This window comes from Streptomyces sp. T39 (genome assembly GCF_008042045.1).
Classification (GTDB): domain Bacteria; phylum Actinomycetota; class Actinomycetes; order Streptomycetales; family Streptomycetaceae; genus Streptomyces.
In genome coordinates, this window is the sequence record NZ_RDBP01000050.1 from 161,592 (window position 1) to 185,910 (window position 24,319).

The window sequence follows — 24,319 nt, forward strand, 5'->3', positions numbered from 1 at the left end:
TGCCCCCACCCTGACGGACGTGGGCGGCCCCGTCTTGGAAGAATGTTCCGCCGGGGCCGGGTCGCCGTCGCCCCGGCCCCACGAGGCCTGCGGTGCCCGGATAGCGGGCACGGCAGGAGTCTTCCGGGCCGGGTACGAGGCCGCGAGAACCGCGCTCGATTACGCCGCCGCAACGAATCCCGCGCTCTCGACTGCGATCTCTCGGGCTGGAGTTGCCGGCGGCGAGGGTCGGTCGTGTCGGTCCAGGGGAGGGTGTCCAGACCTTGGGTGCCGGTGATGCCCTCAGAATCCGGCGCTTGCCCCATGGCGACGGAGCCGTGCTGACCCGGGACGGGAGGGACTCGCCGAGCGGTTCGCCACCGGTTGCGGTGGAGGAACCGGAGACGGAACAGGTCCCGGCTCCCCGGCCCAGGCTGTCGGCCGAGCTTCACTGCAGACGGCCGGCGCGGGCCGGCACGCCGCTCGCCGCCCCCGCTCGTGCGGCGCCCGGCGTGCGCCGCTGCCCCAGCCTTGCAAGCAGTGGTGGCCTTGCGGGCCGCTCACGAGGGGCCGCGGGTGTGCTGCCTGCGGGGACCACGGCCGCGGAATGCGGCGGGGTGACGGCTCGATGGCCTATTGGATGAGGTCGGTGTGGGGATGCTCGGGAGAGGTCGGGCAGACGTAGATCTGCATGTTGTCGGTGCTGCCGACTTCGACCTTGGTCGGCTGGGAGGGGTTCTGGCCGCAGCAGCGGCTGTTGGCTGCGGCGGCGGTCTCCTGGTCTTCGGGGGGCGCCCAACTGCGCCCCTCGCGGCCGTCCCATTCGAAGGACGCGATGGTCAGCAGCGGGATCATGTGCGCATCACAGGCGGTGCAGTATCGGGGGTAGGGGTCGGTGCGGCCCCAGGGGGGCCAGCCGCCGACCTTCCATCCGGGCGCCTCTGCCAGATGTACGTCGTAATACCCCCGCGGGTAGTCGGCGTAGGAGCTGTCCACGCCGGCGCCGGCGGCCTGCCATCTGCTCCAGTCGTCCACCATGAGCCGCATCTGTGGGCTCAGATCGAGGCTGTTGGGGTAGTCGGTGATCGCTTCCGGTGCCAGAGTGCACGGCTCCGGCAGGTAGCCCTCGTAGTTCACCTCGTACGGCTCTGGCGGGGCGGTGAGGACGTCGGTGACGTCGGTGGCCGACCGCCAGAACAGGGCGGTCGACGGCTTGTTGTCCGGATCGTGGTCGTAGGGGCACCACAGGACCTGGAGCAGGTCGGCTCCCCGTGGAGGTCGCAGGAGCGGTACGTCGCGCAGGTACAGCTGGGCCACGGGCAGCATGGGGACCGGGCAGTCCGCAGGCTCCGCGCAGAGGGCTTCGAGTTGCGCCGCGAGCGCCGCGGCGTCGGGCTCCTGCAGCGCCTCCCCCTCCGGCGCCACCGCGGGGCCGCCGTGAGCAGCGTGCCGCCGAGCCCGCATGCGCCTTTCGAGACGCACTTCGGCGGGTGGTTGGCGGAAGCCACTGTCCAGGTGCAGGTGGGCAGCCTCGCAGTGCGGCCACGGCTCCTCGGCCGGCCACAGCAACGGGCCTCCGACCGAGCTGTCCGCGACCGTGGGCGACCCGGGACGGGGGTGCAGCCGGACAGCAGGACGCGCCAACGGCGCCAGTTCGGGAAAGACCGCGGTCACGTCCACGGGCCGCGGCGGGGTGCGTACGAAAGCCATGCGAGTGATCCTGCCACCGGGCACTGACACCCCTGCCTTCGCCACCAGATGTGATGACACCGGGGGACCGGGGCAGGTCCCACGCCGCCCTCCTGTGCGCCGACGACACTGGAGCTGGAGAGTTGTTTCGTCCATGGAGACGACGGGACGCGCGCTGCGTGTCGATGCTGAGCGGCGGTGCGGACAGTCCTGGAGGCGGCTGAACGCGTGCTGGCCGCCGACCCGGCGGCCGCCATGGAGCAGATCGCGGCGGCGGGGCCGGGGTGGCGCGCACCACCGTGCACCGACGCTTCGCTACCCGTGAACAATTGGACGAGGCGCTGGCGACCTGGACGACTCAGCGCTTCCACCAGGCCTCGCAGGCCGCCCGCCCGCCTACCTTCCCGCCGCTGGTGGCCCTGCATAGGGCGGGCTGGTCGTCTCCACCAGCGCCCGCTTCGGCTTCGAAGCGGCCGACGGTACGACCGACGATGCCCGGATCCGGGCCATTGCCCAGGCCCTGCCGCCCGAGTACGCCGCCCAGCTGTTCACCGCACGCGAGCAGGGCGCCGACGAGGACCAGCTTCGGCAGACCGCCGCCGATGGCCTTGCCCGGATGTACTTCCGCGCCGACAACACCCGCGCCCACGGCCTGGACGTGGAGCTCACCGCTGTGGAGCGACCCGACGTCGAGCTGTAGGCCGGCTCCCGCACGAGCGGCGCGTCCCCGGCATGGGAGCTGCCGGGGACGCGGCGCTGGGCATCCTGCGGAAGATCCGCAGCGGTCAGCCCTTACGCGTGGCATGGCGTCGGCAAGCGAGGGAGGGTCGCCCGTCGGTGCTCTCCATGCCCACAGTCAGTCCGGTCGGCCGTTCGTCACTCTGCCTCACGAGCCCGGGCTCCAGGGCCTGCAGGTTCGGTAAGCGGCAGTGCGCGGCGGAACTCGCCTTCCACCGCGTGGGTGAACCAGGGCGGGCCAACCCGGCCGTTGTCGCGGCCCTGCGGGAGGGTGGATCCGCGCCACAACCAGCCCGTGGAGCGGCAGTCGTGCGGACGGTGCCGCGAGCGCGGTCGAGCGGCAAGTCGGGCCGCACGGGCATCCCGCGGGCTGGACAACCATGCGGAAGGACTCCACACATGAGCTACACGCCCGACGGCTACGGCCAGATCAGCGTCGGTATCTACAACTGTCTCCAGCCCGACCGTCAGGTCGGCTATACCGCACCCGAGGAGATCTATCTCAAGCGGTGCCCGAAGGTCGAGTTTTTCAGGGCGGGCCCCGCGTTCCGGGCAAGCTGGGACTATTCGGTGACGGCGGCCGAGATCGAGGCCGAGTTTCCGCGGTCCGAGGCATACGAGAAGTTCGGGATCGACGAGAGCCAGGTCGCCCAAGTCCACAAGGACTGGACCGAGTGGGCCATCGGAACGGATGAGCGCTACAAGCAGTCTGCATCTTGGGCCGCGCCGTACGGGCCGGTCGCCCTGATGTCGATCGCGAGAGCGGACCTTCTCCACTTTGCTGGGAGGCGTGTGGCGGTCGCGCCGTTCATCTGCGGATCGACCCCGTTCGAGGGGGTGCAGAACAAGTCCTACGTGGATGAGGCGAGCATCACGGTGACCGACTCCACCACGGAAGGATGGGAGTTTGGCCTGTCCGCTGAGGCCGGCATGGAGAAGAAGGACGGTCCAGGCGTCAAGGCGACCGCCTCGTTCCGCTGGTCGAAGACCACCACGCACACCACCGAGGTCCGCAAGAGCCACACTGAGTCCACGACCATCCCGGGCAAGGAAGGGCAGTGGACGAAGCTGGACATGCGTGCCTGCGCCGGCGTCTACTCCGGCTGGCTCAGGTATCCCCTCCCCGGCGGCAACAAGTTCGGCATCTACCCGATGCGGGTCCCCGTCCAGGCCCCCGGCTTCCCCAACCCCGTGGCTGAACATCAGCTCCGCGCCCCCGCCGACTTCTACAGCGATACCGAAGCCACCCTCCTGAGGGCCTACCACCAGGCTGTGGAGGAGTACGCACAGGCGCTGCAGAACACCACCACTGCGGGTCCCTCCGCCAGCGGTGAAGGCATTTTCGCCGGTGCCAACCTGCAGCTGATGGAGGCCGATGCTGAGCGCCGCCGTCTCGAGGCAGCCATCGAGGCCCTCGGAATCTGACCCGCTGCACCCATCAGCCTCATCACACTGCGGCCCGACTCGCCCTCATTGGCGCGCCGGGCCGCTGAGCTGCCGGCACCGAGGGCCCGTCGCCATGTCCAGGGCGTTGAGGGCTTCCTCAGAGGAGTGGCCCACCCCGCCTGGCCCGGGGTGGGCGCGCCCGATGGCGACCTGGCTTCCGTCGGTGGTGACAGGGGCCTGAGGGCGAAGAACGTAAGGATGTCCTTCTGGTCTCCGGGAGCGGTGCAGACGAGACGGCCGTCCTTCGTTGTGACGGTGATCCGGCGGTCCCCGTAGCGGGCGATCAGCGCTTGCTCCACCTGGCGAAGCACCGGTCCGGCTTCTTCGTACGCCCGGGAGCTGCCGCCCGCGCCCGTCACGGCATGGGTGTGCGACAGCCCCGGCCCAAAACCTCCGCGCATTCGGCCAGTCTGCTGAGGTCGCTGCCCCCGCACAGCAGATCGTCGAGGACCTGCGCCTGACCTTCCGCCGTCGTTCCCGGCCGAGTGCACACGGCGGCGGTCCACGGGCGCGTGCGATGGCGTCGTCTGGGGCGGCTACGTCCTGTACCCGCAGCTGCTGACCGCGCGCGGGCCCTGTGGGCGCCGGAGGTGGCGAGAGATCGGAGAGCAGACGCTCCCCAGTCTTCGCGTCATATGCGGCACCGGTAGTCGACAGCCGCATCTCCCGGGAGCGAGATCGTGTCCGCAGGTCCCAGCTGTTGCCCCCGATCGCCACCTGCACGCTCACATCAGCCAGCGCGTCATTGACCGGCGAAACGATCTCACGGTCCTCGGGGAACCACCCATTCCTCCTCTTACTGCTGGCAGTCTCACCGGCAGCCTCCGGGCGACGGTACGGGGCGTTGCGGTCGAAGAACGAGAGCAGCAGCGCGCGACACGAGTCCTGGCGTATCTCCCGCAAGACCCGCTGCTGGCTCAACCGCATGACCGCCGTCGCCGCAGCCGTCCTCGCCTTGCAGCGCCGACGCTGAACATGCTCAGTGTGCCGACGGGCCCAGGCGTTCCCTGGCGTTCCTCAGATCGGCGGTCAGCGCGTCGCTCATCGGATCCCCGGCTCGCTCCAGTATGTCGACGAGACCGGCCGCTCCGGCCAAGGCGCTCTCCTCGGCCTCGCGCAGCGGCACGGTGGCGGTGGAGTCGCCGGTGTTCAAAGTGGCCCAGCGGCGGGCGGCATCGCAGAGGAGCAGTGCCTCCCAGAGTACGCGCAGGGCCGCGGAAAGGCGGTCGGATGCCATCAGCTGGTGACCGACCCGGGCGAGCGAAGTGACCTGGCGTGGCACAGCGTTGACCACGCTCATCCGGCCAGTGGCCGAGAACCTGGCTCCGTCCCCGCCGCAGAGGGACAGTCGCAGCGTCCGGATCTCCAGCGGATCCAGCGGATCCATCGCGCCGGCCCGCACGCCGCCCGCGAGCCTCGTGGACTCCGCCCGCTCCGCTTCCAGCAGTGCCTCCCGCAGACTCGGCGCAAGTACCGACCCGAACTCCCGCTCCATCTCCGCGATCCGATCGTGCGACCCGCGGGCGGCCATGGCCAGATGCCCGGCCGCCTCCGCGTCCCGCCCGGCCTCTCGCAGGTGGACACCGATCCGGGCATGAGCCCCGGAAGTCCCGGCCCGGCCGAGTTCTGCCGCCTCCAGAATCACGCCGTCCACGGCCAGCGCCGCGTCCCACTGCCCACGCGCCGCCTCCAGCATGGAGACGACCGGGGCGGCGAAACCGATCGCGTACGGGATCGCCTCAGGGCCGATCCGGCCCATCTCCTGGTATCGGGCCAAGGACTCGTGGCCGCATTCCAGAGCCAGTTCATGGTCCCCTACGCGCAGTTGAATCGCAGCCCCGACCGCGAGGATCCGCGCCGCGTCCCCGGATCGGTCCGAGAGGGGAGCGAAGGCTCCCGCCCGCATGTACCCACCGATCGACATGTCCAGATCGCTGAGGGCGCTGAAGGGACGGCCCCACTCGGCATAGGCCCGGGCCCTGCGCAGCCGGACATCGGCCGTCAGCAAGACCGCGGGAACGGGACCCGTTTCCTGCCGGTCACCCCGCTGCTCACCCTCCTTCTGGGTGGCGAGCTGCTCCGACTCCATCCGCTGGTACAGCTCCTCGGCCTGGTCCAGGGCTGCGACTGCACCGGTCGCGTCTCCGACATCGGTCCGGGCCCGTCCCATGGCGTAGAGCAGTCCCGCTCTGGCCTGGGGAACCTCAGGCAGGTCCAGGGAGGCGGCGTCCAGACGGTCCAGGGCGTGCTGCGCTCGCGCGAACTCGGCCAGCGCCTGTGCCGGCTCCTGGCTCTGCTCGGCGGCGAGCCCCCGTTCGTAGGCCGTCCGGTACTCCTGGATCGCCTGCTCGGTACGATCCCGGTCCTGAGAGGCTCCACGCCGCCGAAATATTCTCATTTTCCCTGTGTTCCCCTTGAGTTGACTGCATCCGGCCGTCCGGTGAAACGTCGGCATCCTGTCACGGCGTCTCCACCGGACGCCCTCGTTCACTTCGACGGGGTCTCTCACAGGGCCTGTCACAGGTTCCCTGGCAGCAGGACGAACTCCGGATCAAGATCGCGCAGCGAGCCGGGTGTTCACGGCGGTGACCTACGCGTGGGCGGTGCCGACGGATGTCACGAAGCCGGATGCGAGCCGGGTTACGGGTGTCGTGGTGGCGTAGGTGCACCAGAGCGACGAGCGCCCGCTGATGCGGCGGGTACTTGCACCGCTGGTCACTCTCACGGTGACGATGTCCTGGGGTTGGGCTGCGCGGGACGGGAGGACGCCGTCACACGAACACGTCTCGTCGCGTCTCGGCGGCTGCGCGTCGGTTGACGGCCCAGACAAGGAGTGCGCCGAGGGCGAAGGCCGCACCGAGAAGGCTGGATCCTGCCCACCCCGCGGCCGAGTACACCGCGGTGGTGCTGGTTGCTCCGACGGCGGAGCCAACGGAGTAGAAGAGCATGTAGCCGCCGATGACGCTGCTCGTCTGGTGCGAGTACGCGGCCGTGAGCAGGTGCTGACTGCTGACGTGCACTGCCTGCACCGCGAAGTCGAGGACGATCACGCCGACGACGACCGGCCAGAGGGACCAGGACGCTTGTCCGGTCGCCAGCCACGAAGCGGCCAGCAGCGCAAGCGCACCGCCGGTGATGGCGTTGGCGCGGCCGGCGTCGGCCCCCTGCCCGGCTCGGGAAGCGCCCAGCGCCCCGGCGAGCCCGGCGATCCCGAAGAGACCGATCTGGACCGTGCTCAGGTGCCATGGCTCGGCGGAGAGCGGCAGAGCCAGGCCGCTCCACAGCGAGCCGAAGGAAGCGAACAGGAAGAACGCAATCAGTCCGCGTGAGACGAACAGGCGCTCACGGAACAGGTGACGCAGAGAGCTCAGCACCGCGCCATACGTGGCCCGGCGGTCGCACGGGTCGGGTGGCAGGAGCTTCAGGGTGAAGCAGGTGAGGACGAGGAGGAACACGGCGAGTACCACGTAGATGCTTCGCCATCCCCAGAGCCCAGCGAGACCGCCGGCGAGAACGCGCGCTCCAAGGATCCCGACGATGACACCGGAGGTCACGGCGCCGAGCGTGCGGCCGCGTTCCGATGCCGCGGACAGGTCGACGGCGAAGGCGACCGTGGTCTGAACGACGACGGCGAACAGGCCGGCGAGGGCCAGCCCGGCAAGCAGGAGCCACAACTGGGCAGCGACTGCGGCCACAACCATGCCGACCGCGGCGAGGAGAAGATGTCCGGCAATGAGCCTGCGCCGGTCGAACATGTCCCCCAGAGGGACAAGAAGAGCCAAGCCGGCCAGGTAGCCGAGCTGCCCCGTGGTGACGATCCATCCCAAGTCGGCTTCCGGCAGGCCCAGGTCACCACCGATCCGGGTGAGTACGGGCTGCGCCACGTAGATCGTCGCGACCGCGACGGCGCAGATCACGGCGAACAGCGTCCTCCGGCCAGACGTGAGACTCACTGACACACCCCCGATGAGTAGCAGATTGCAACCAAAATGAAGGTACGGCAGAATGGTTGCGATCCGCAACTCTTCAGGAGGAGTCATGGCTCGCACTGCGCCTCGTGCCGAGGGGGTCTCCTGGACCGACCCTCCCTGCCCCGTCGCACGCACGCTCGACCTGGTCGGAGACCGATGGAGCCTGCTGATCATTCGTGACGCGATGGACGGCGCGCGAGCGTTCACCGACTTCCAGCACCGCACCGGCATCGCACGCAACATCCTCACCGACCGCCTGCGACGCTTGATCGAACGAGGAATCCTGGAGCGCCAGACCGCCCCGACTGGACGGCGACAGAACTACGTCCTCACAGATGCGGGCCGAGACCTCTTCGCCGTCATCGTGGCTGCGCGTCAGTGGGGCGAACGGCACGCGTTCTCACCAGGTGAAACCCACTCAGTTCTCGTTGACGACAGCGGTCTCCCGCTCCCAGAGCTCCGTCCTGTCGACGCGCACGGCAGGCCCGTGGACGTCGATACGACCTCTGTGCGGCACGAGCGCTGACGGCAGGGGAAGCCATCCGACACCTCCAGCGGGTGCACTGCCGAGGGGCCTCGTGCCCGCTGATTCCCTGACCGCGACCTGATGCGGCCGGGGCGGGGGAGGGGCGGCGGGCCCGCTCCGGCCTCCGGCTTCGAGGGGTGAGCCCCACGAGCGGTTTGGTCGAACCCCGTTGCCACGTAGCCGTCGGCATCGGTCTTGTCGACGACGGCCGAGGAGAGGGTGACGGAAGTGATTCACAACGTCGCTCACATGACGCCCACCCTGCCCGGGCAGCCATACGAGGAGCGAGGCTGGGCCCCACAAGTACGCCGTGCTGCAACCGCTCCTCCCCGAGCAGGTCGGGCGCTCCCTCACGGCTGTGACCGGCCCGGCGGCACACCTCATCCTCGCCCTCGCCCTCGCGGCGATTCACGCCGCCCGGCCGCCCAGATCGCCACTTTCATGCTCGACGTCGTCGATCTCGGCAACCGTCGACAGACCACCGCGGGACGCGCCCGCCTGCTCGACGAACACCCTGCGGCTCCTGACGGACTGGCTGGACCGCCGGCGTCACCGCTGGCCGAGCTCCGCGAATCTTCACCTGCTGATCAACAACCAGGCCGCCAACACGACCCGCCGGGCCAGTCATCACTGGATCAGGGCACCGAAGCGCGGACAGGACGCCACCCCGGAGCGGCTCCGCGTCGACCGCCAGGTCGAACCGGCCCCTGGCCCACAGGCCCGACCCGCTCCACCTCGTCGAGGTGCTCAACCTCGACGAAAACCGCGATGGCTGAGCGGACTCCGCACGAGCCTTGCTGAAACAGGCCGCTGACCAGCTCCTTCGAGGAAACCGGCTCGACCGCGACGCACCATGAAGGAGATCATGGACACGTGATGTCGACTGAAGCAGCAGCACTCGCCCTGCAGCACCGTGCCCTCCTTTGGAGCATCGGCGAGATCCGGGCAACCGATGTCGTCACCAGCGCCTGTGATGCACTCGTCGCCGGACTCGACAGCCCTGCCCTGCGAACCCTGGCCGCGTGCACACGCGCCGAAGCTGACAACGACATCCTTGAGCTTCTTCCTCCAGCACTCAACGAGCTAGGTCTCGAACCCTTCTACCCGGGCATTGCCGGAAAGGAAGCCGAGGCACGAGCCCTTGCCGCCTGGATGCTGGCCGACGAGCTGACACCACGTGAGCTGGCCTTCCGGATCCACCGACGCTTCGGGCATGAATTGCCCTTGGCCGAGCGTCTCGCCGAACTGGACGACGAGTACGACATGCTCGAATACGGCGACGGAGCAGCCGCACAGGTCGACGCCGACGTTCTGGCGGAAGCTCTTCGGCTCGCACAGCATCCTCGTGTCACTCCCGAACCCACGGATCCACTGACCTGCAGCACACGGGTGGACTCCTCCTGCCTGGAGTGACCTGCGGCCGCCGTTGATCATCAGCGTGTCAGGACAGACGATCATGCGAGGGTCGCACGTAACAGCGTAGGCCCTGCCCGCTGGCAGGAAGCGCTTGATGGCCTGATGGGGCGCATAGCAGGACAGTTCGCGTGGGTGGAGGCCCGGCGCCGGGCGGTTACGGATGGTACGCGGGCTGTTTTCGGACTTGCCGCGCACTGCTGAACGATCGGGCGCCTGAGGCAACTGCCGTTCTGGCATGCGGTATTCGGCACCTGGGCGGAGAATGGAAACAGGGATTTCCGCCCCGTCCCGGTCGGCGGCGGCCACTGGACCCGCCAGCCGCCTGCTCCGAATTCCTTCGGTCGGGATCATTCTCGCCGAGGGCAGGGCGCTGACGCCGGATTTGCGGGCCGGGGTGGGAAACCGGTTCATCGCGGATGACGTCCTTGCCACCGTCACCGTCAATCTCGGGCTTCGAGGCGATCGGTGGACTTGGAGAACACCCTCCAACCGGGGGACAAGCTCTTCGTGTGGATGCTCAACCCCGACGGCACCATCGACGCCAGCTGCGGCTCGCTCCCGGTGGAAGCATCGGGCTCCGCTACCGCGCCCTTCCTGGTCGGAGATCTCCATCGAGAAAACCGCATCTTTGGGGCAGAACGCCAGAGTGAGCAGGGGCTGCAGGATGCGCAACTCTTCACGCGGCCGCTGGTGAACGTAACCCACGTTGAGCTCTTCTGATCCAGCGGTCCAGTACTCCACGCTTCGGCGACCCCGTCAAGCTGCTCGGGCCAGACAGCTACTACATGACAGTGGAAAATGGCCGGCGTGTAAGAGTCGTTTCCTCCACCTAAGGCAGGCAGGAGCGTGTCATGAATGGGAAACCGGCAAGGTCGGACGAATCCGGCCAGAACCATGCCGACAGGGCTCGGGCCTCGATCGAGGGGCGGAAAGGGAGTCAGGAGCCGGTGGACGCGAAGCCGGCCCCCAAGCGTGCAAAGGACACCCGTCCAACAGCAGGGCTGGAACTCGACACGGGTGAAGACAACGACCGTAAGGGAATTCCTACAGAACGTGAGGTCTGAGAGGGGCCCGTACAGCAGGGCCCCCGACGATCGTCGCGTACTGGCGCATGCACCAGGCTAAGGCCCGCGAAGTTTTAGGCTGGCAGTCGAGCGCAACGGCAACAGTCAGGCTCCAATTGGCAAAGCTCAGTGACCCAGGGTGATGGAGTCATGGGAATTTGCAGTGAGTCAACGACGCTGGGGATCTCTGGGAATTTTCAGTCGGCATCCGACGGACGCTTTTCCAGAGCTTTCCACGCCGCAAAAGGGAAGTCCGTCAATGTGGATGTTTCGGCATCGTTCGCCTCGGGCGACAGCAATCCCGCGCTGGGCACATTCGGCGTTGAACTTTTTCAGTGCTGTACGGTCAGTGACTCTCGACTGGCGGGACAGTTCGTCAGCGAAATAGGTTCCCCTTCCTCACCCGTACACGTCAGATTCAGCCACACACTCACGGACGAGTGCACCTTCTCCACGCAAGTGAACAGCGACTTCGTCTACTTCCTGAGAATCTTTGTGGCGCACCCCGACCCCGTGCATCTTTCGTACTCGGTCAGTTAGATCCGCCCGAATCCCTGTCCGCGGGCGAAGGCCGCTGGCCCGGGGCTTGAGTGGACCGCCGAATCGCCGCGTTGCCCGTGGAGGTGGCGTTCACCGGGCGCGAGGTCGAACCTGCGGTGACGACGCTGGACGAGCCGCCCCGGTTCTCCCGGTTTCTGGAGAAGGTGGAGATCGAGGAGCCCGGGAGACGGAAGACCCCCGCGAGCCGCGGGCAGATGATCCTGGACGCCGACCTGGAGTCCGTCCGGGCGACCGGGCGGGGGGTGGGCCGCCGGGCGGTGGGAGGCGATCTCAACGAGGGCCGGATGGGCCTGTTGCAGCACAAGATCGCCGAGAGATCAAGAACAGGCGGTGCCCGCACAGGAACCGAGTCGCAGGGGATCACGACCCGACCACCACTCACCAGCCGACACACAGGCTCGAACCAGCAGTCGGAGGCCTCGCCATGGCTTTGGATGAACGCATCGCACTGACTCTCTACGACAGCATCTATCAGGTGATCAGCGGCTCGGACCCGGCGGCGGGACTGCCGTCGGCCTTCGACAGCGCCACCACCGCCTTCGTGATGGCGCAGCGCGGCATGGTGCTCAAAGGCGCCGACTACCGCAATCCCTGGTCCCCAGGCAACACCGAGGGCAGCATGTCCGCAGCCGCCAACATCGCATCGTTGGTGGACGAGATCCCGGGCCCGGGGCCGGTCTACGCGCCGATCGGCGGCACGGTCTCGGACGTTTACCGCAAAATCATCAAGGGCGTGCAGAACCACGAGCCGCCCCCGTCTCCCGTGCTGGAGGCCAAGCGCGCGGAGCTGAACAAGGTGCTCGTGGAGGAGGGCAAGGACGAGGAGGGCCGTCCGACCCTGAAGCCTACAGCGCTGGCGGACGCCGAGCAGAAGGCGTTCAACAACTACCAGGACACCTATACAGCCTACGTGGGCGCATGGGCCGCGGCGCAAAAGGACCCGACGCTCAAGCCGATGTGGCCGATCGTGGGGGCGCAGGCACTGCAGAAGCCGAAGCGGGCGTTTGCCGACTGGGGCGCTGCGGGCCGCGACCAGATCGAGTCCACTAAGGCCCAGCTGGCGACCCTCAACGAGGGCCAGGTGGCCCGGGCCTTCGCCGACGCGCAGTTCCGACTGAACGCCTTCGAGATAGTCAACGACCTCACGGAGACGTTCCTGCGGACGAACATCGCGCCCTCGGACTGGGCTAGCGCCGACGCCTCGACCTGGCCGGGCTACCACTTCAACGAGTCGACGTTCGCCAGCGAGTTCACCACGGAGGCGAACGTATGGGGTGGCGGGGCCAACGTGCAGGCGGGCCTGTGGAGCTTCGGCGGCGGCGTGGACCATTCCGACAGCCGCCAGGCGATGTCGCAGGACACCACGAACATCGGTGTCAGTTTCAAGTGGCGGGTCTGCCCCATCTACCGCAAGTGGATGGATGCCTCCCTTTTCCGGCTGCCCAACTGGAGCCTGGGCTCACTCGGCGGTCCCGGCGTCATCTCCGGCGGTCTGATGCCGCTGATCCCTATCGCGCTGGTGATCGTCCGTGACGTGGAGGTCATCGCCGACTGGAGCCACCAGGACTCCGAAAAGCTCACCGAGGCGACCTCTGGCTCGGCCAGCGTCGGCTGGGGCCCGTTCGCGGTGTCAGGTCACTACAGCCACAGTTCGACGAGCGACAAGTTCTCGGCGAAGGCGTCGGACAAGGGATTCGATGTGCCCGACATACAGGTGCTGGGATTCGTGTGCCTGCGCGTCCCGCCGTGCCCGCCCATGTGACGGCACGAGGGGATCGGGAAGTCACACTGGAATCGCGCGGTGAGGAGTAAGCGGTGACAGGTACGGCCGGTGGTCAGCTCTTTGCCCAGTTGGCGGCCTTGCTCGCGCCGCAGGGCGTCGGCGATGCCTCGGCGCTGGTGATTCTCGAACCGTCGGGCAAGGACGTGGGGGCCGGCGGAGCAGGAACCCCAGCCGCCGCCGAGGCGCTGGCGGACCTCGCCAACACCGTTCCCGCGGCCGCCGCGACTTTCTTGGACACCGGCGGCACATACGACGACCTGTGGGACTTCGTCCTGCGCAGTGCCGTGCCGACCGGCCCGGCTGGTGATCCGGCGCGCGTCACGCTGGCTAACCTGGTCAACGACAACCGGGCCGACTTCGAGCTGATGGCCCGCGCCCGGATGGGCTCCGTCGGCGATCTGTACCACCCCGTGCTCGCCGAGCCCGCCGACTGGCTCAGCGAGCAAGGCTGGACCAGCGCCTCGTTCCGCGTCGGCGGCCACGACCCCAACCCGGCTCCGTCCCCCGGCGTCCAGATTCCCCACGAGCTTCCGGAACTGGAATGGCGGCTGATAGCCGCCCGCGAGAACATCCAGCCGCAGCGGCTCTGGCAGGAGCCGGAGCTTGCGGCGGCCGACCGGATCCAGACCGAGACGTTCGCCGACCCGGACCGTGTCGTGGACGTCACGGCGAAAGTGGCCCCGGCGGTGACCGACACGCCATCAGGCGTCGAACTTTCGTTCCAGTACCGCGTCATAGGGCTGCAGCGCCCGTGGCTGCGCGCGCACCTGTGCCAGCTCAAAGGCTGGGCGATCCCCGGTCTGCCTGCCGGCAGACTGTCCAACGGAATGGCGGAGGGCAATCCGGGGATCCTGCCAGTGCTCACCACGCGCATGCTGGTCGTGCGCAACCTGGCGGCGAAGGCACACTGGAGCGACACCGACCGGGCCCGCGCCGCGAGCGCCGAGACCCTTGCGCTCGGTCCGTTCACCCTTGCTGGCGCGGACCGCGACGGTTCCGTGCTGACGCGCCAGGCACCGCAGGTCGTGGCCTGGCTCGCGGCCGTGCTGCCCGCCTGCCCGCCGGGCGAGGCGAACGATGCGGACACGCCCGCGGCCCTGGGCAAGGTGGTCTCACGCGGGCCACTAACCGTCCGCAGCGACCACACCACCAAGGCCGCCATGGTCGGCAGTCTCAACGCGGGTCAGACGGTAGCCCTGGCATGCAAAGTGAAGGGCGAGCCCGTCGACGGCAACACCGTCTGGTACCGGCTGGGCCAGGACCCGCGGGGCTGGGCTGCTGCGCGCTACATCAAGAATCTGGGCCCCGTCCCGCCGTGCCCCGCCCCATGACGGCTCGCCCGTCTCTGCCCCGAGGGGCCGGGAGGCCGTCAGGCGACGCGGCGGCCTTCGGCCCGGCTGTTGATGTTGAGGGTGCCCTGGCCAGCGATGAGCCCCTCGGCTTTGAGGGCGGCCGCCCCGGCACCACCGTCACCCTCACCCGCCTGGACCCCGGCGCAGAGCAGCCTGTGACGCTCCCGCCCACCACGCTCGACGCGAATGACACTTTCGCCCTCATCGACCGCGCCACCGCCCGCGGCTACACCACCTACACCGCGTCGTTCGCCGGTGACCCCCTCCACCTGCCGTCCAGGACGAGCATCGAGGTCTACATCCGCTGACCACCGCTGCCGCCGGGTGCACGGGGGCCTTGATCACCTCTCCCGGGTGCCCGCAGCTGCTCAGATCCGGCGCACCCGGGGGAGCGCTGCCAAGCCAGTCGGGTCGGCACGCACGCGTACGAGGGGGGCGGGCAGCTTCCACCGGGCCTGGCCGGTCACGGGGGCCGGCGCAGGTCCGCGGTGTGCCTCACTGCTGCTGCGGAGGGAGATCGCGCCGACCATCCCGCCGTTCCTTGCGTAGACGCAGGACGCCCAAACCGACGGTGATGACCGTAATGACGACAATCATGATCGCTCCGCCGGGCCAGAAGCTGGCTCTCTGCTGCGCGAGTTGAAGCAGTTCCCTCGTTTCCTCCTTTGCAGGCCAAGCACCGGCATCTACGCCCTGTCTTTCACCTCACCCTTCATCTTTTCCCCTTTCTGGCTTCCCGGCGCTGACGGAACATCGTCCCCGCGGCAACGCCGGCTACCGCGATGACACCGAGGGCGATGGTCGCCCCCTACGTGATCGGCCGGTCTGTCCCCTTGCGGCCCCAGTGCGGCTCCTCCATCAAGGTCTCATGCCTGTCGGGCAGGTGGGGTGGGATGCATCACCGCCGACGAAGCACGGCGCGTGACCGCCGAAGGCATTGCCGCGTGCACGGGGTGCCGACCGGGCTTCGCGTTCAACGCGCCCGAGTGACGGGCACGCTGTGGGCATGGGTAGGCTCCGGATCTTATGAGTGCTATGCGCCCATGGGGCCAGGCCAAGCTCGCGGGCATGCCTGTGACTGCGATCGTCGTTCTCTGTGACGTGCTTGTGTGTGCCCTGCTGCTTCTGGCATCCATAGGGCTCATCGGTACGGAGCCAACCACTCGGGCGGAGGAGACCGCGGCTTGGCAGTCTGCCGGTCAGCTGTATTTCGGTTGGCTGGGGGTAGGTGCGACGGCTTTCGCCGTGTTTGGCATGCCGAAGGCCCTGCTCGCGCACGTGTCGACGATGTTGCTCTCGCCCATTGCCCTGTTCGTGCTTCTGTTGCTGCTTTCGTCTGGTGTCGGTTGATCCCGGGCGTGCGGGTGCGGCTCGAAGTAGCAGGCACGACGGTCACCGCCTCGCAAGCCCCTGCGGCGTGCTGGTGGAGTCGACGCTGACCTGGCTCCAGTCCAGACGGCCCTCCGCGTCGACCTGGGCCTGAACGGCTTGCAGGATCCGTCGGCGGACCAGCGCCGATGGCGCTCATAGACGGTCTTCCAGTTCCCGTAACGCACGGGCAGATCCCGCCAGGGGACGCTCGTACGCACACGGAAGTAGATGCCGTTGAGCACTCGCCATTGGTCGCTCCACTGCGCGCTCCACTGCGCTCCCCGGCCACCGTTCACCGGCAGGTGCGGCAGCCTCGCTGAGCACCGCCACACCGGCCCAGGCCCTGGGGACCATGCCGCTCGCCGACGCAGTTGAACTGCTGCCCGTGGTCGTCGAGGACCGCGCCGGCTACATCCGCACCTCGTTCAAGCACTGGAACTCGGGCGCCGACGCCGGCGACGGCTGCAACACTCGCCAGGAGGTGCTCCTCGCCGAGGCCACTGTGGCGCCGGAGGTCGGCCCCGGCTGCGCCATCAGCGGCGGATCGTGGACCAGCTACTACGAGAACCAGACCGTGATCGTCCCCGGTTCCCTCGACATCGACTCGTGCTGGGTGCGGGTGTGATCGGGGCTCAGTCGGCGAGTTCACGGGCGGTGACGTGCAGGCATGCGGCGACGAGGACGATGTTCTTGAGGACGTACTGGCCTTCGAGGCTCGGCACGATGGCGTAGACGTGCCACATCTCATGTGCCAGGACGAGCAGGGACAGGAAGACGCCGGCCATGTGGACGAAGAAGGCGGCGAGAGCGCTGCGCAGGAGGAATCCGGTGATGAGGCCGAGGCCGATGGCGGTTTCGAGCACGGCGAGCGTCGGCAGGGATACGGCGGCGGGTACGAGTCCGAGGGTCATTCGCGTCATCGCCCGGACGGCGAGGTCCTCCGCGGCGCTGGCGGCGGGGAAGAACTTCAGGACGCCGAACCACAGGTAGGCGATGCCGACGGCGACCCGTAAGACCAGAGACTCCGCGCCGCGGTAGCGCTGCGCACGATGCGTCAGCCACAGCTTGACGGTGCGGCGCCGGCGGGGCAGGTGTGCGGGTGCCGGGAAAGGGGCGGTGGTGCGGGCGGTGCGGGGCATGCGGAGCATCACGGATTCCGATTCGTCAGGGCCGTCAGCGGTGCGCACCGCTGGCAAGCCGCATGGACGGAGGAGCCGGGCCCCGCGGGCGCAGGTGCCCGCGGGGCCCGGTCGCGGGGATGGGCTCACCCCCCGAGAGGTGTCAGCCGAAGTTGACGTCGCTGCACAGGAAGTACTTCTGGTCCATGTGCGAGGCCTTCCAGACGGTCACCACGACGTGACGGCCGCTGTAGCCGGACGTGCTGACGTCCGTGACGTAGTGCGGCTGGTAGGGGTACCGGCCGGTCTTCTTCACCAGTTCGAGGTCGTTCCAGCCGATGAGCTGGTATTCCGGGTTGAAGCCCTGCTTGGTGACGTAGACCTCGAGCCAGTCCGCGCCGTGGCGGGCCTCGTCGTACAGGTCGACGGTGAAGTTGGCGCCGATGTTGGTCATGTGCCAGGGGCCGGGACGGTCGAGCGGGCGGTAGTTCGTCTCTCCCTGGCCGCCGGCGCTGCAGATCTGGCCGTCGGGGATCACCTGCTTGTAGTTGTCCCCGGTGTTGTTGGCGTAGACCGCCTTCCACGCGCCGATGGCGTTGGCGTTCTCGTGGTAGGTGCGGTAGCACATGGGGTCCTGCGACTCGTTGGGCTCGGTGTAGCCCCAGCGCTGCAGGCAGCCGTAGTTGCGGGTCTCGGGGGTGATCACGGTGCCGTGGGCGGATGCGGTGGGGGCCAGCGGGACCAGGCAGGCGAGGCTGGTGGCCACGACGCCGGCGCCGAGGATCGTGCGGCGGGACATCGAGGCGGGTGCCTTCTTCATCGTGTGCGTCCTCCATGTGGGGGTCGGTGGCGGTCCGGACGGACTGCCTATTTACGTGCGCATGACATGTTCTGGGTCAGGTGACTGCTCCCTTCTGCTCGGAGGCTGCCCGCGCCCCGGTGCGGCGCGGAAGATGCGCGGCCAGGCTCCAGCGGCCGGGCCCGAGGGCGCCGATCAGGAGGAAGGCCCAGCAGAACAGGGCGGCCGGCTCGCCGCCGTTCTCCAGCGGGAACAGTCCGTCGCCTTGGTGGTGGACGAAGTAGGCGTAGGCCATTGAGCCGGAGCACAGCAGTGCTGCCGGGCGCGCGGCCAAGCCGATCAGGACGAGTGAGCCGCCGGCGAGCTGGATGACCGCGGCCCACCAGCCGGGCCACTGGCCGAGGGAGGGCGCCCGGCCGTGGGGGCCGCCGAGGACGTCGAAGAGGGTCGCGGCCCCGTGACAGGCGAACAGGAGACCGACCACGATGCGGAACAGGCCGAGGGCTTGCGGTGCGTACCGTGCTTCCACAGAGGTGCCCCTTTCAGGGTGGGTCGGGGCGGGCGGGCCGCCGGTCGTGCGCGACCGGCGGCCTGCCCTGCTGCCGGCCGTGCGGGGCCGGCAGCAGCGGATCCGCACGGCCGTGCGGGGTCGTGCGGATCCGGGGCGTGTCAGCTGGTGAGCGTCCACTTCTGGCTGTTCCAGCTGCTGCAGTCCCACAGGTGCAGCCGGGCGCCGTTGGCCGTGCTCTGGTTCTCGATGTCGAGGCACCTGCCGGACTTGAGGTTCTTCAGGGTGCCGTTGGCCTGGAAGGCCCACTTCTGGCTGTCCCAGGTGCCGCAGTCCCACAGGTGGGCCCTGGTGCCGTTGGCGGTGTAGCCGCCTTCGACGTCCAGGCACTTCCCGCCGGACTTGAGCTGCTGGCCGTCGAGGGCCCAGGTCATGGCGGGGGCGGTGGCGCAGGTCCACTGCTGGATCGCGGTGCCGTTGGCCGTGCCGGCGCCTGCGCGGTCGATGCACTTGGCGGTCGCGCCGTTGACGATCCTGCCGCCGGTTACCGGGTCGGGGTCGGGGTCGGGGTCGGGGTTGCCGCCCGGGCCCCAGGCGTTCCAGTTGTCCCAGGTCTCGGCATCGAAGCCGATCCGGCCGAGCTTGTCCGCGGCCCAGTTGGTGCCGGCCTTGTTGATGACCGTGCCGCCGACGGTGTAGTTCTCCAGCTTCAGCCCGCGGCTCTGGCTCGTCTCGTTGCCGAGCGTCACCTTCTGCCCGGCAGCGTTGCTGTACCGCTTGAGGAGGCTGACCTGCGAGGACGGGTCGAGCTGGCTCCACGCGTCGATCTTGAGGTTCTTGACGTGGATGTTCTCGGTGCTGGCGAGCGCGAAGACGCGGATGGCGCAGTTCGTCATGCCCTCGACGGTGATGTTCTCGAAGGTCATGTTCTTCACCCACGCGTTCGGGTCGGCCTTGGTGGTCGAGCCCATGTCCTCCCAGTGCGAGGAGGAGTTGAGGATGCAGGTGTTGTACTTGACGTCCTTCCAGTACATCCGGTTGTGGATCACGTGCGTGTTGCTGACGCGCACGTTGTCGATGTTCCGCGGGGTCCAGCCCCACTGGATGACCGGCCCGTTCTCGTTCTTCCAGATGACGGTGTTATCGATGTCGACGTCGCTGTGGTACATCTTCAGCACGTCGTCGTTGGCGTTGAAGAACGTGTTCTTCATGGTGCTGCCGCGGTACAGCTCGATGCCGTCGGTCTGCCAGTACCACGAGCCGACCTGCTTGTAGTTGTCGACCCGCATGCTGAACGTCTGCTCGTCGCCGTACACGACGAACGAGTGGTACGGCGGCTCGTTGATCGTCACACCCTGCAGGTCCAGGTGCTGCTGCCGACCCTGTGCGGAGGCGAACTGCAGCATCTTCACGCAGCTGGAGTGACAGTTCGACGCACCCGACAGGTGGTCGTAGTTGTTGGCCGTGTCCGCCTCGTAGACGTACTGCTCACCCGACAGGACGCCGTAGCCGGTCACCTTGTACAGGCCCTGGCTGTCGTCCGGGAACCGGATCGCGCCCTTCACATAGGCGCCCGGCGCCAGGTAGACCCACTTGACCTGCTTGGGCAGCAGAGCGTGATACTTCGAGGTCATGTAGTAGGTGCCGGGCCGGAAGTACACGATCTCCTCGGAGATCGTGTTGAGGTTCGTCACCTGCCCCTGCGAGGGGTAGTAGGTGCTCCCCGACGAGGCCGTGGGTACGGTCCGGTCCTGCTCCGCCCCGGCCGGCGCCGGCTCTGCGAAGATCATCATGGAGTTGCGGGGCTCGGTGTGGATCGCCCGCCGACCGCTGCCCCCCTGGTCGGTGAGCTTTCCGGCGTCGTTCGCGGGACCGGACATGTCGTTGTACGACGTGTACAACTGGGGGTCGAACTCCACGGAGAACCGGTAGCCCTTGGCGCTGTAGGGCACCTTGACGCGCACGGTCTTGTTGTCGACCAGTTCCTTGGCGAAGTTCAGGCTGCTCGGCTTGATCTTGACCTGGTCGGCCGAGGAAACCGTCTGACCGGACCGCAGGGTCACATCGACCCACACGTCGGTCGTGTACTGGAACGATGACCAGCTCATGGTGAGGTTCGCGCCCGAGGAGAACTCCGCGCCGTCCTCCTTCGTGTAGCCGATCTTGCCCTTCCCGCTGCGCGGGATGCTCATGTAGGCGAACGAGTCGTACGTCGTTCCCGGCGCGGCGGCGGTGGCGACCTTGACGTCGTAGAACGAGGAGCGGCGGACCTTGTCGTTCGCCACCGGACTGCTGGTGTTGAACTCCTGGTTCTCGTGCCACCACGTCTTCAGCTGCGCGCTGTCGGCGGTGGTCGCGGCTGCGGCCGCGGTGCGCGGTGCGGCGGCCTTCGGAGCCTTGGCCGGCCCTGGCCCGGGTTTCGCCGTGGCGGGGGCGACGACCCCGGCGAGAGTCAGGGCGAGTCCGGCGGCGATCGCCGCCAGCCTGGCCAGGCGTTGTGGTCTTGCTGCGGGCATGGAGGAGCTCTCCTTCATCACAGGGGCATGGCCCGGCGGCGTGTGGCGGGGCGGTGTGCCGGCTTGGCCGGCGAGTGAGGCTGCGCGTTCAACGGTCGCGCTCCGCCTGCCGCTGCAGGTCAACAGGTCACGGCCGCGAGGGCCGGGGGACACGTGGTGCAGGACCGATCGGGCCGGATCGCATGCCGCGAACGGCGATGCGGAGCGTGGTCCGATCGCCGCATAACGTCGCGTCATTTCTTCGCCGTGTCAATGAAATGAACCGGATTCGCTGCAGGATGTTCGAGGATGCGGCCAGCAGGTAGCGACATAACGGCGCAAGGTGGACACGCGATGTGATCGTGTGGCGCGAGTCACGGTTGGGTAACGCCCGTTTTTCTTTCTTGACGCATGAAAAACGTGAGGGTCACACTCCTGTCATACGCAGTTGGCCGGAACGAGGCAGCAGCCACGAAGCCGGAGCGTTCCTCTCGACCCCTTCAGTGGAGGCATCGCGTGATGACCCCGTCCAAGATCCGTTTCTCGGAGCTGGTCAGCGAGCAGACCCGTGCGGAGATCTTCGCGACGGTGCTCACCGCAGGGCCGATGTCGCGAACCCAGGTCGCCCAGCGCCTGGGCCTGGTGCCCTCCTCGGTGACCCGGATGCTGCCCCCGCTGCTTGAGCACGACTACCTGCGCGAGAGCGACTCGGCCCCCCAGGGCCGCGGCCGGCCACAGAAGATGCTCGAGGTCAACGCGGACAAGCACCTCGTGGTCGGCATGAAGATCGGCCCCGCCCAGGTGTCCGGCGTGATCACCGACATGGCCGCCCGCGTCCTGGCCCGCGCCGAGGAGCGCATCCCCGACTGCACCCCCGAAACCGCCCTGTCCGCCGCGGCTTCCCTGACCGGCCGGCTTCTCTCCGAGGTATCCGGAGCGGCGGACAGGGTGCTCGGCCTGGGCGTGGGCGTCAGCGGCCACGTCGACTCCGCCTCCGGAATGTGCCGCTACTCAGCGCTGCTCGACTGGAACAAAGTCGACGTCGCCGGGCCTCTGCAGCAGGCCACCGGACTGCCGGTCGTCGTCAACAACGACGTCAACACTCTCGTCGTCGCCGAACGCTGGTTCGGCGAAGGCCGCGACACGGACTCCTTCGCCGTCGTCACCGTCGGTCCCGGAATCGGCTGCGGCCTCTTCCTCGACGGCACACTCTTCTCCGGCGCCACGGGCCTGGCCGGCGAGCTCGGCCACATGCCCCTGGACCCGGCCGGCCCCATGTGCAGCTGCGGCCGCCGCGGCTGCCTGGAGGCACTGGCGGGGGACCGGGCCGTGCTGCGGCACCTCCAGGACGGCGGCGTCGACTGCACCTCGATCGCCCACGCCATGGACCTCGCCCGCAGCCCGGGCACCTCCGCCCACATAGTCGCCCGCTCCGCCTTCACCGAAGCCGGCACCGCCCTCGGACGCGGCCTCGCCGGACTGTGCAACCTGCTCAACCTCCAGAAGATCATCATCGCTGGAGAAGGAGCGGTCGCCTACGACCTCTTCGGCCCGGCCATGACCGCCGCCCTGGACGCCCACGCCTTCTCCACCGCCGCCCGCGACTGCCACATCCACGTCGACCCCGTCCGGCACGACCTCTGGGCCCGCGGCGCCGCATGCCTCGTCATCAGCGACGCGGTAGGCGCCGCGATCTGACAGCACGGACGACGACACCACCCACACGCACCCGAAGACAGACGATGAGGTTTGACGTGCCCGAGAACGGATCCAGCCCCGCGGACGCCTGGTGGAGCGAGGCGGTGGTCTACCAGATCTATCCGCGCAGCTTCGCCGACTCCGACGCGGACGGAGTCGGCGACCTGCAAGGCATCATCGAGCGCCTCGACTACCTCTCGCAGCTCGGTGTCGACGTGCTGTGGCTGTCGCCGGTCTACCCGTCGCCGCACGACGACAACGGCTACGACATCGCCGACTACCAGGACATCGACCCGCTGTTCGGCACCCTCGCCGACTTCGACCGGCTCCTGGCCGCCGTCCACGAGCGCGGCATGAAGCTGGTCATGGACCTTGTCGTCAACCACACCTCCGACGAGCACCCCTGGTTCACCGCCTCACGCGACGAAGGGCCCGGCGGCCCGCGGCGCGACTGGTACATCTGGCGCCCCGCCCGCGAGGGCATGCAGCCCGGCACCCCAGGGGCCGAGCCGAACAACTGGGGCTCCTTCTTCTCCGGCCCCGCCTGGACCTACGACGAGGCCGGCGGCGAGTACTACCTCCACCTCTTCTCCCGCAAGCAGCCGGACCTCAACTGGGAGAACCCGGACGTCCGCCGGGCCGTCCACTCGATGATGCGCTGGTGGCTGGACCGCGGTGTCGACGGCTTCCGCATGGACGTCATCAACCTCATCTCCAAGACCCCCGGCCTGCCCGACGGCACCGTCCACGACGGTGACCGGTACGGCGACGGCAGCCCGCACTACATCTGCGGCCCGAGGGTCCACGAGTACCTCGCCGAGATGCACCGCGAAGTGTTCGAAGGCCATCCGCGCAAGCTGCTGACCGTCGGCGAGATGCCCGGCGTGACCGTGGAGGAGGCCAGGCTGTTCACGGATCCGGCCCGCCGGGAGGTCGACATGGTCTTCCAGTTCGAGCACGTCGGCCTCGACCAGGGGCCCGGCGGCAAGTTCGACGTCCGCCCCCTGAAGCTGACCGACCTCAAGGCCAGCCTCGGGCGCTGGCAGACCGGCCTCGGCGACACCGGCTGGAACAGCCTGTACTGGAACAACCACGACCAGCCCCGCGTCGTCTCCCGCTTCGGCGACGACAGCCCCGCCCACCGCGAACGCTCCGCGAAACTGCTGGCCACCGTCCTCCACCTGCACCGCGGCACTCCGTACGTCTACCAGGGCGAAGAACTCGGCATGGCCAACGCCCCCTTCGCCTCGATCGACGACTTCCGCGACATCGAGTCGCTCAACCACCACTTCGAGCAGACCGCCCTGGGCGCCGACGAGGACGAGGTCCTGGACGGGCTGCGCCACCGCAGCCGCGACAACGCCCGCACCCCGATGCAGTGGGACGCCACCGACCACGCCGGCTTCACTGCAGGCACCCCGTGGATCGCGGTCAACCCCGACCACCGCACCGTCAACGCCAAGGCCCAACTGGCCGACCCCGACTCGGTCTTCCACTACTACCGCCGCCTGATCGACCTGCGCCACACCGAGCCCGCGATCACCCACGGCGACTTCCGGATGCTCCACCCCGACCACGAACAGCTCTACGCCTTCACCCGCCACGACGCGGCCTCCGGCACCGAACTGCTCGTCCTCGCCAACTTCAGCGCGGCCGACCTCACCGTCGACCTGCCACCGGGCTGGGAACAGAGCGAAACCCTCATCGCCAACGTCCCCGCCATGACCTGGGCCCTCGACGGCCAGCAGCTCAAGTCCGGCGGGAAGTGCCTGGACGTCGAAGGCGGCTACACCGCCAACGGCACC

General features: G+C 68.5%; 20 protein-coding genes and 3 pseudogenes. 13 read left to right on the forward strand and 10 right to left on the reverse strand.

Annotation, left to right across the window (positions count from 1 at the left end; genetic code table 11):
- Nucleotides 1-612: 612 nt before the first annotated feature.
- Nucleotides 613-1,689 (reverse strand): hypothetical protein, encoded by a 1,077-nt coding sequence (locus tag EAO77_RS31055; protein WP_147991660.1) that lies wholly within the window; start codon nt 1,687-1,689, stop codon nt 613-615.
- 412 nt (nt 1,690-2,101) lie between these two features.
- On the opposite strand from EAO77_RS31055, the gene tpg reads away from it, so the two are divergent.
- Both tpg and EAO77_RS31065 read left to right on the forward strand, forming a co-directional pair.
- Nucleotides 2,102-2,368: a telomere-protecting terminal protein Tpg gene (tpg, locus tag EAO77_RS41515; RefSeq protein WP_410088741.1), complete on the forward strand. Its 267-nt coding sequence runs from the start codon at nt 2,102-2,104 to the stop codon at nt 2,366-2,368.
- A 437-nt stretch (nt 2,369-2,805) separates the two neighbouring features.
- The gene (locus tag EAO77_RS31065) at nt 2,806-3,831 is read left to right on the forward strand and encodes a hypothetical protein (protein ID WP_147991661.1); all 1,026 of its coding nucleotides are present in this window, start codon (nt 2,806-2,808) and stop codon (nt 3,829-3,831) included.
- A gap of 90 nt (nt 3,832-3,921) precedes the next feature.
- Here EAO77_RS31065 and EAO77_RS41520 read toward each other — a convergent pair.
- The 4 genes and pseudogenes from EAO77_RS41520 to EAO77_RS31080 all read right to left on the reverse strand — a co-directional run.
- Nucleotides 3,922-4,306: pseudogene (locus EAO77_RS41520) on the reverse strand (PucR family transcriptional regulator); the annotation flags it as partial.
- Between the two features lie 525 nt (nt 4,307-4,831).
- Complete coding sequence (locus EAO77_RS31070; protein ID WP_187283493.1) at nt 4,832-6,307, reverse strand: hypothetical protein; 1,476 nt, start codon at nt 6,305-6,307, stop codon at nt 4,832-4,834.
- A gap of 65 nt (nt 6,308-6,372) precedes the next feature.
- Nucleotides 6,373-6,578 (reverse strand): annotated as a pseudogene (locus EAO77_RS41525) (transposase family protein); the annotation flags it as partial.
- Nucleotides 6,579-6,623: 45 nt separating this feature from the next.
- Complete coding sequence (locus EAO77_RS31080) at nt 6,624-7,769, reverse strand: MFS transporter (RefSeq protein WP_261994215.1); 1,146 nt, start codon at nt 7,767-7,769, stop codon at nt 6,624-6,626.
- Between the two features lie 121 nt (nt 7,770-7,890).
- Here EAO77_RS31080 and EAO77_RS31085 point away from each other — a divergent pair, with 121 nt between their 5' ends.
- The 8 genes from EAO77_RS31085 (at nt 7,891) to EAO77_RS31120 (ending at nt 15,875) form a co-directional block, all read left to right on the forward strand.
- Nucleotides 7,891-8,349, forward strand: a complete 459-nt coding sequence (locus EAO77_RS31085) for a winged helix-turn-helix transcriptional regulator (protein ID WP_147991664.1) — start codon at nt 7,891-7,893, stop codon at nt 8,347-8,349.
- A gap of 876 nt (nt 8,350-9,225) precedes the next feature.
- Nucleotides 9,226-9,762 carry a hypothetical protein gene (locus tag EAO77_RS31090; protein ID WP_147991665.1) on the forward strand — a complete coding sequence of 179 codons (537 nt, stop codon included), beginning with the start codon at nt 9,226-9,228 and terminating at the stop codon, nt 9,760-9,762.
- Between the two features lie 474 nt (nt 9,763-10,236).
- Nucleotides 10,237-10,485: a hypothetical protein gene (locus tag EAO77_RS31095; RefSeq protein ID WP_147991666.1), complete on the forward strand. Its 249-nt coding sequence runs from the start codon at nt 10,237-10,239 to the stop codon at nt 10,483-10,485.
- Between the two features lie 955 nt (nt 10,486-11,440).
- Complete coding sequence (locus EAO77_RS31100) at nt 11,441-11,842, forward strand: hypothetical protein (RefSeq protein WP_187283495.1); 402 nt, start codon at nt 11,441-11,443, stop codon at nt 11,840-11,842.
- Nucleotides 11,815-13,152 (forward strand): hypothetical protein, encoded by a 1,338-nt coding sequence (locus EAO77_RS31105; RefSeq protein ID WP_147991668.1) that lies wholly within the window; start codon nt 11,815-11,817, stop codon nt 13,150-13,152. Before EAO77_RS31100 ends, EAO77_RS31105 begins: the two co-directional genes overlap by 28 nt.
- Nucleotides 13,153-13,205: 53 nt before the next feature.
- Nucleotides 13,206-14,504: an SH3 domain-containing protein gene (locus tag EAO77_RS31110; protein ID WP_147991669.1), complete on the forward strand. Its 1,299-nt coding sequence runs from the start codon at nt 13,206-13,208 to the stop codon at nt 14,502-14,504.
- A 176-nt stretch (nt 14,505-14,680) separates the two neighbouring features.
- Nucleotides 14,681-14,833: a hypothetical protein gene (locus EAO77_RS31115; protein ID WP_261994216.1), complete on the forward strand. Its 153-nt coding sequence runs from the start codon at nt 14,681-14,683 to the stop codon at nt 14,831-14,833.
- Nucleotides 14,834-15,593: 760 nt separating this feature from the next.
- Nucleotides 15,594-15,875: a hypothetical protein gene (locus tag EAO77_RS31120; RefSeq protein WP_261994217.1), complete on the forward strand. Its 282-nt coding sequence runs from the start codon at nt 15,594-15,596 to the stop codon at nt 15,873-15,875.
- Between the two features lie 69 nt (nt 15,876-15,944).
- Here the strand turns inward: EAO77_RS31120 and EAO77_RS31125 are convergent.
- Nucleotides 15,945-16,228: pseudogene (locus tag EAO77_RS31125) on the reverse strand (transposase); the annotation flags it as partial.
- A gap of 20 nt (nt 16,229-16,248) precedes the next feature.
- Here EAO77_RS31125 and EAO77_RS31130 point away from each other — a divergent pair.
- The gene (locus tag EAO77_RS31130) at nt 16,249-16,521 is read left to right on the forward strand and encodes a hypothetical protein (protein ID WP_147991671.1); all 273 of its coding nucleotides are present in this window, start codon (nt 16,249-16,251) and stop codon (nt 16,519-16,521) included.
- A 7-nt stretch (nt 16,522-16,528) separates the two neighbouring features.
- Here the strand turns inward: EAO77_RS31130 and EAO77_RS31135 are convergent, their stop codons facing one another.
- The 4 genes from EAO77_RS31135 to EAO77_RS31150 all read right to left on the reverse strand — a co-directional run bounded on the left by EAO77_RS31135 (nt 16,529) and on the right by EAO77_RS31150 (nt 20,837).
- Nucleotides 16,529-17,035, reverse strand: coding sequence for a DoxX family membrane protein (locus EAO77_RS31135; protein WP_261994218.1), 507 nt, complete (start codon nt 17,033-17,035; stop codon nt 16,529-16,531).
- Nucleotides 17,036-17,177: 142 nt separating this feature from the next.
- Nucleotides 17,178-17,834: a lytic polysaccharide monooxygenase auxiliary activity family 9 protein gene (locus tag EAO77_RS31140; RefSeq protein WP_147991672.1), complete on the reverse strand. Its 657-nt coding sequence runs from the start codon at nt 17,832-17,834 to the stop codon at nt 17,178-17,180.
- Nucleotides 17,835-17,910: 76 nt separating this feature from the next.
- Nucleotides 17,911-18,342 (reverse strand): DoxX family protein, encoded by a 432-nt coding sequence (locus EAO77_RS31145; RefSeq protein ID WP_147991673.1) that lies wholly within the window; start codon nt 18,340-18,342, stop codon nt 17,911-17,913.
- A gap of 140 nt (nt 18,343-18,482) precedes the next feature.
- On the reverse strand, nt 18,483-20,837 hold the full coding sequence (locus EAO77_RS31150) for a family 49 glycosyl hydrolase (protein ID WP_147991674.1): 2,355 nt from the start codon (nt 20,835-20,837) through the stop codon (nt 18,483-18,485).
- 498 nt (nt 20,838-21,335) lie between these two features.
- On the opposite strand from EAO77_RS31150, the gene EAO77_RS31155 reads away from it, so the two are divergent.
- On the forward strand, nt 21,336-22,514 hold the full coding sequence (locus EAO77_RS31155) for an ROK family transcriptional regulator (protein WP_147991675.1): 1,179 nt from the start codon (nt 21,336-21,338) through the stop codon (nt 22,512-22,514).
- Between the two features lie 56 nt (nt 22,515-22,570).
- Nucleotides 22,571-24,319 (forward strand): glycoside hydrolase family 13 protein (locus EAO77_RS31160; protein WP_261994219.1); only part of this gene is annotated, 1,749 nt, incomplete at its 3' end.